Annotated in this window: 5 protein-coding genes and 1 pseudogene; 1 reads left to right on the top strand and 5 read right to left on the bottom strand. The window is 68.8% G+C overall.

Annotated features, from left to right (window positions below):
• The 5 genes and pseudogenes from ABIA35_RS23075 to ABIA35_RS23055 all read right to left on the bottom strand — a co-directional run.
• Positions 1-189: pseudogene (locus tag ABIA35_RS23075) on the bottom strand (ABC transporter ATP-binding protein); the annotation flags it as partial.
• A 71-nt stretch (positions 190-260) separates the two neighbouring features.
• Entirely contained in the window at positions 261-1,376 is a 1,116-nt protein-coding gene (locus tag ABIA35_RS23070; RefSeq protein WP_370359260.1) for an ABC transporter substrate-binding protein, read from the bottom strand.
• Positions 1,369-2,841: a sulfate adenylyltransferase subunit 1 gene (locus ABIA35_RS23065; protein WP_370359259.1), complete on the bottom strand. Its 1,473-nt coding sequence runs from the start codon at positions 2,839-2,841 to the stop codon at positions 1,369-1,371. Before ABIA35_RS23065 ends, ABIA35_RS23070 begins: the two co-directional genes overlap by 8 nt.
• The gene (cysD, locus tag ABIA35_RS23060) at positions 2,842-3,762 is read right to left on the bottom strand and encodes a sulfate adenylyltransferase subunit CysD (RefSeq protein WP_370359258.1); all 921 of its coding nucleotides are present in this window, start codon (positions 3,760-3,762) and stop codon (positions 2,842-2,844) included.
• A 235-nt stretch (positions 3,763-3,997) separates the two neighbouring features.
• On the bottom strand, positions 3,998-4,798 hold the full coding sequence (locus ABIA35_RS23055; RefSeq protein ID WP_370347352.1) for an alpha/beta fold hydrolase: 801 nt from the start codon (positions 4,796-4,798) through the stop codon (positions 3,998-4,000).
• A gap of 282 nt (positions 4,799-5,080) precedes the next feature.
• Here ABIA35_RS23055 and ABIA35_RS23050 point away from each other — a divergent pair, with 282 nt between their 5' ends.
• Positions 5,081-6,976 (top strand): ABC transporter ATP-binding protein, encoded by a 1,896-nt coding sequence (locus ABIA35_RS23050; RefSeq protein WP_370347351.1) that lies wholly within the window; start codon positions 5,081-5,083, stop codon positions 6,974-6,976.
• Positions 6,977-6,982: the final 6 nt, after the last annotated feature.

Here is a 6,982-nt window from a genome sequence, read left to right as displayed (position 1 = left end):
GGCGCCGAGCAGGCAGACGAACTCACCGGGGGCGACGGTCAGGTCGATGCCGTCGAGCACCGGGGCACCGCCCCGGAAGGTCTTGCCGACCCCGGTGAGACGGACAGCCGGCGAGAACGTGCCACTCTCGCCGGAAACGGTGGTGTCGAGGGTGGCCGTGGCGGTGCTCTCGACTGTTGCAGCGGTCATGGCTCTCTCTCCTTAGCTTTCTGGCGGCTGCTTGGCAGCTGACTGGTGGCTGATTAGCGGCTGGTTGGCGGTTACTTGGCGGCCAGGCCGCCGTCGGACGCCGTGGCCAGGCCGTCCTTGGCCAGTTCGGTGTTCAGCAGCGTCAGGTCGAAGATGCCGTGCAGATCGGTCTTCTTCAGAAGGCTGACAGCCACGGCGTGGTCGGACGAGGCCTGCAACGTGGACGCGTTCGGATCGTCGGTGACCTGCTGCTCGGTGAAGGCGCGCTGGATCTCGGCGGCGGACAGGGCCTTGCCGGTGAGCGCCTTCAGCTGGTCGTTGACCAGCTTCTGGGCGTCGGCGGGATCGGCGGTGATCCACTGGTTGGCCGCGATCTGCCCGTCGATCAGGGCCTTGACGGTGTCCGGGTGCGCGTTCAGGAAGGTCGTGGACACCACCAGGTTGGTGGTGGCGAACTGCCCGTTCGGCCACAGGCTGCGCTCGTCGACGAGCACCTTCGCCCCGGCCTCCAGCACCATCCGCGAGGCCCACGGCTCCGGCAGCCAGGCACCGTCGATGTGCCCGGCCTTGAACTGGTCCAGGGTGGTCGCGTTGTCCTGCGGGTCCACCGAGACGTCGCCGGTGCCGTCGGCGTTGGCGGTCAGGCCGTTCTGCTTGAGCCAGTAGCGCAGCGCGACGTCCTGGGTGTTGCCCTTCTGCGGCGTGGCCAGCACCTTGCCCTTCAGATCGGCTGCCGAGCCGATGGACGGCTTGACCACCAGCTCCGCACCCCCGGTCGTGGCCCCGGCGACGATGCGCAGCGCCTGGCCGTGCGACGTCACGAACGCCGACAGCGCCGAGGACGGTCCGACATAAGCCGCATCCAGCTGGCCGCCGAGCAGCGCGGTCATCTCCGCGGGGCCGGCGTTGTAGAGCTGTGTGGTGAGCTTGGTGGAGCCCAGGGCCTTGGCGAAGTCGCCGTGGGCGACCCCGACCACCGCGGAGGCGTGCGTGACGTTCGCGAAGTAGCCGAGCCGCAGTTCGTCGGCCGCCGTGGATGTGGTGGTCGAGGACGTGGTGGTCGAGGACGCGGCCGATCCAGACGAGTGGCCGGAGGCCGAGACGTACGCGGCGAGCACGATCACCAGCGACACGGCCATCCAGCCGGCAGCGACCGTGGCGAGGATCGCGGAGAGGGCCTTACGCATCAGCACATTCTCCAAACGGGATCGAGAAGACTCCCAGCGGATCGCCGGACATCCCGGCGGTGAGCGTGTCGCCGCTGGCGGGGTCGATCAGCAGGAAGCTGCCGGTCTCGCGGTCGGCGGCGTAGGGCTCGAGCAGGATCGGCGAAGCCGTGCGCAGGACCACGCGGCCGATGTCGTTGGCGTGCAGGATGTGCGCGGCAGTCTCGGAGGGAGCGGAGGCGGCGACTCCGGCGGCGGCAGCAGTGGCGGTCGCGGCGGTCGCGGCGGTCATGGCGGTCATGGCGGTCGTGGCGGTCGTGGCGGTCGTGGCGGTCATGGCGGTCATGGCGGTCATGGCGGCGTCAGCATCGTGTGCGTCGAGCGGGTTGGAGATGTCCAGCTTCGCCGAGATCTCCTTCACAACAGCCTTGACCGTGCGAGTGGTGTGCTTGAGCAGGACCCTGTCTCCCGCAGCCAGCGGCTTCTCCGACAAGTGGCACACCGTGGCCACCACGTCCTGCACCGCAGCCGGTACATCATCGACCGGGGCGATCAAATCGCCGCGGGAGACGTCGAGTGCGTCGGCAAGCAGGATGGTGGCGGCTTCGCCGGCGGCGGCGCGTTGGGCGGGGCAGCCAAGGAGGTCGATACCCGCGATGGTCGAGCGCTGACCGGACGGCAACACCACAATCTCCTCGCCGACTTGCAGGTGGCCGGAGGCGATGGTGCCGGCATAGCCCCGGTAGTCCGCGGACTGGTGCCGGATCACGTACTGCACCGGAAACCGGCCGGCCGGACGCCGCTCGGCCTCCACCGGCACGTTCTCCAGATACTCCAGCAGTGTGGGACCTTCGAACCAGGCCAGATCCGCCGACGGCTCCACGACGTTGTCGCCGCGTAGGGCTGAGACGGGTAGCGCGGCACAATGCTCGATGCCGAGTGCGGTGGTGTAGGCGGCGAAGTCGGCCTCGATCTCGCCGAAGCGGTCCTTGTCGAAGTCGACCAGGTCCATCTTGTTCACCGCCAACAGCACCCGCGGCACCCGCAGCAGCGCCGAAACAGCAGTGTGCCGGCGGGTCTGCTCGGCAAGGCCCTTGCGAGCATCGACCAGGATCACCGCCAGTTCGGCAGTGGAGGCACCGGTGACCATGTTCCGCGTGTACTGCACATGCCCCGGCGTGTCGGCCAGGATGAACCGGCGACGCGGCGTGGCGAAATAGCGGTAGGCCACATCGATGGTGATGCCCTGCTCCCGCTCCGAGCGCAGGCCATCGGTCAGCAGCGCCAGGTCCGCCTGCTCCAGGCCACGGTCGCGCGAGGTGCGCTCCACAGCCTCGAACTGATCGGCCAGCACCGACTTGGTGTCATACAACAGCCGGCCCACCAACGTGGACTTGCCGTCGTCCACCGAACCGGCGGTGGCCAACCGCAGCAGTCCTGCCGTCCGGGTGTCCTTCGCGGTCGGCGCATCCAGCAACGCGGTCATCTAGAAATACCCCTCTCGCTTGCGGTCCTCCATCGCGGCCTCCGACATGCGGTCGTCGGCGCGGGAGGCGCCCCGCTCGGTGATCCGCGACGCCGTGATCTCCTCGATGACCGCACCGACATCGGCGGCAGAAGAGTCCACCGCCCCCGTGCACGACATGTCCCCGACGGTGCGGTAGCGCACCACCCGGGTCTGCAACGCCTCGCCCTCGCGCGGGCCGCCCCAATCACCGGGGGACAGCCACATACCGCCGCGGGCGAACACCTGCCGCTCATGCGCGTAGTAGATCTCCGGCAGCTCGATCTCCTGCTCGTCGATGTACTGCCACACATCCAACTCGGTCCAGTTCGACAGCGGAAACACCCGCACATGCTCACCCGGGCGATGCCGGCCGTTGTACAACCGCCACAACTCCGGACGCTGCCGCTTCGGATCCCACTGCCCGAAATCATCACGCAGCGAGAAGACCCGCTCTTTCGCGCGGGCCTTCTCCTCATCACGCCGACCGCCACCAAAGACCGCATCGAACCTGTGCGATTGGATCGCATCCACCAACGGCACCGTCTGCAACGGATTCCGCGTCCCATCCGGACGCTCCACCAAACGGCCGTCATCGATGTAGTCCTGCACATGCGCCACATACAGCCGCAACCCGTGCTCGGCCACCGTCCGATCCCGCGTAGCCAGAACCTCCGGGAAGTTGTGCCCGGTGTCCACATGCAACAGACCGAACGGCACCGGCGCCGGCGCGAACGCCTTCAACGCCAGATGCAACATGACGATCGAGTCCTTGCCGCCGGAGAACAACAACACCGGCCGCTCGAACTCCGCCGCCACCTCGCGAATGATGTGGACCGCCTCAGCCTCCAGCCTCCGCAGAGTCATCACGGGATCATCCGAGGACATCTGTACGAGCTGCATTACCGAACCTCACCTCTGACTCGCCAGGGGCCGACGGCTGATAGCCGGCCGGCCCCTGCGAATGTCTCGTCTCGTGGACTGCGTGCCGAGGATTCAGATCATTGACACCTCATTTATCAGAATTCTGATAGTGCTGATCGAAAATCATATGCAGAACCCGGCATTCGGGCCACAGCGCGGGGCGAGCGTGTGTGTCCAAGTGTGCCCAAGGCACGGTTGAACGGAAGCGGCGGAATCAGTACTTGTCCAGGAACTCGATCATCGCTGCGTTGACTTCGTCGGGTCGTTCCAGATAGCCGAGGTGCCCGCAGGAGGCGACCTCCACGTAGTCGCAGTCCGGAATCGCGTCGGCCACCTCCTCGCCCAGATGCGGCGGCGTGATGCGGTCGTCGGCGAAGGCGATGACGCGGCAGGGCGCGGTGATGCCCTTCAGCGCTGCGCGGCGGTCCTCCTCCGGGGTGGCCCAGGCCTGGCCGCCGGCGGCGCCACCGCTGCCCGACAGCTCGAACAGGTCCAGCCACACCTCGACCGCGCGATCGTCGTCCAGCGTCGCCGGCGAGAACATCCGCACCACCTCGCCCACCGCACCGTACAGCGGCGGCAGGCCGAGGCCGGCCTCGGCCAGGGCGCGGTCGGCCATCGTCATGGCCCTGCGAAAGGCGTCGGAGCGAGCCCGGGTGGCGATCAGCACGGCGCTGCGCACCAGATCCGGCCGGACGACCGCCAGTTCCTGGGCGATCATCGCCCCCAGCGACGTCCCGACGATCCGGCACGGTCCCAGCTCCAGCGCCTCGATCAGTCCGATGGTGTCGCCGACCAGATCGGCCGCCGAGTAGCGGCCGGGCGGGGCGTCCGACGGCGCGATGCCGCGGTTGTCGAACGTGACGGTCTCATAGCCGGCCCGCTGCAGCGCGGGCGTCTGGTACATGGTCCAGACCCGGCCGGCCGCGCCGGATCCCATGATCAGCAGGACCGGTTCGCCCGAGCCCGCCCGCTCGTAGGCCAGCCGGATTCCGCGGACGTTCAGCATCGGCATGACAGCTCCACAGATCGGGTTCCCATCAGAGTTCTCATCAGGGTTCGATGTCAGTGGGCGAAGACCCGGCTAGGTACCGGACGACCGTGGCCGTCCGCGGGGGTTCAGGCCCACGCCGCGCCACTATGGCCGAGTCCGCCCCGCCCCATCAATACTCGATTCCGATCTCGGAGTCCGCGCACCGATGGTGCGAGCGCGGCTGTTCAACCGCGTCCCGGGCCCAGTTGAACATTCACCACTTGTCAAGGAGAGAGATCGGATGCGAGCCAAGCAGGTACCGCCATGTCGATAGGCGCCTTCCAGATGCGGCCACGCCTGGACGAACCCCTGACCCGGCAGCAGATCCGGCCGGGCACCGTCCGCCGCATCCTGCCGTACACCGCCCCGTATCGCTGGGCCCTGATTCTGCTGGTGGCGACCTCGGTGGTGGACGCCCTCATCACCGCTGCGACCCCGCTGATCCTGAAGTGGGTGGTCGACGACGGCATCGCGCACCGCCGCCCCGGCGTCCTGCTGGGCTGGTCGGCGACCCTGGCCGGCCTGGCCTTCCTCGACGCCGGCGCGGTCTACGTGCAGGCCTGGTTCTCCGGCCGGGTCGGGCAGGGCATCGTCTACGACCTGCGCACGCGGGTCTTCGACCACGTGCAGCGCCAGCCCCTGGCGTTCTTCAGCCGGGCCCAGACCGGCGCGCTGGTCAACCGGCTGAACGCGGACGTCAACGGGGCCCAGCAGGTGGTCGGCACCGCGCTGACGCAGACCGCGTCCACCGTGCTCACCCTGGTGTTCACGCTGGCGATGATGTTCTACCTGTCCTGGCAGCTCAGCGTGATCATGCTGGTGCTGCTGCCGGCGTTCTTCGTCCCGGGCAAGCTCGTCAGCCGCCGGATCGCCCGGCTGGCCCGCCAGGAGATGCAGCTCGGCGCCGAGATCGGCACGCAGATGAACGAGCGGTTCAACGTGGCCGGCGCCATGCTCGTCAAGCTCTACGGCCGCCCGGCGCAGGAGTCCGGGGCCTTCGCCGACCGGGCCGGCCGGGTACGCGACATCGCGGTGGTCACCGGCGTCGTCGGGCGCATCTTCGTCATCATCATCTCCCTGCTCATCGCGCTCACCTCCGCGATCGTCTACGGGGTCGGCGGCGAGCTGGTCATCCACGGCGTCGTGCCGATCGGCACGCTGGTGGCGATGGCGGCCCTGCTGCTGCGCTTCTACGCGCCGCTGAACCAGCTCACCAGCCTGCAGGTGAACATCACCTCGGCCCTGGTCAGCTTCGACCGCGTCTTCGAGGTCCTGGACCTGGAGCCGCTGATCACCGAGCGGCCCGGGGCGATCGCCCTGCCGCCGGCCGGGCCCGGGCAGCCCGCGCCCGAGGTCGAGTTCGACCGGGTCTGCTTCCGCTATCCGGCGGCTTCGGAGGTGTCGCTGGCGTCCCTGGAGTCGATCGCCCGGCCCGGCGTCGAGCGCGCCTCCCAGGCCTGGACGCTCACCGACGTCAGCTTCCGGGTCCCGGCCGGCGCCATGGTCGCGCTGGTGGGACCGTCCGGCGCCGGGAAGACGACCCTGATCCACCTGGTGCCGCGGCTGTACGACGCGGTCACCGGGACGGTGCGGATCGGCGGCGAGGACATCAGGGACCTGACGTTGGACTCGGTCCACGACACCGTCGGCGTGGTGACGCAGGACGCGCACATGTTCCACGACACGATCCGCGCCAACCTGCTGTTCGCCCGCCCGCAGGCCACCGAGCAGGACCTGGAGCAGGCCTGCCGCGCGGCCATGATCTGGGAGACGATCGCGGCCCTGCCCGACGGCCTGGACACCGTGGTCGGCGACCGCGGCTACCGGCTCTCGGGCGGCGAGAAGCAGCGGGTCGCGCTGGCCCGCCTACTGCTGAAGTCCCCGCCGGTCGTCGTCCTGGACGAGGCCACGGCCCACCTGGACTCCGAGTCGGAATTGGCGATCCAGCAGGCGCTGAAGGCCGCGCTGGCCGGCCGCACCTCGCTGGTGATCGCCCACCGGCTGTCCACCATCCGCGACGCGGACCTGATCGTGGTGATCGAGGCCGGACAAGTCCGCGAACGTGGCACGCACACCGAACTGCTCGCCGCCGAAGGGCTCTACGCGGACTTGTACCGGACGCAATTCTCGGCGCACGACATGGCCGAAGCAGCACGATGAGCGGCG

This window comes from Catenulispora sp. MAP12-49 (assembly GCF_041262705.1).
Taxonomy (GTDB): Bacteria; Actinomycetota; Actinomycetes; order Streptomycetales; family Catenulisporaceae; genus Catenulispora.
This window is presented reverse-complemented; position numbering and strand designations above follow the sequence as displayed.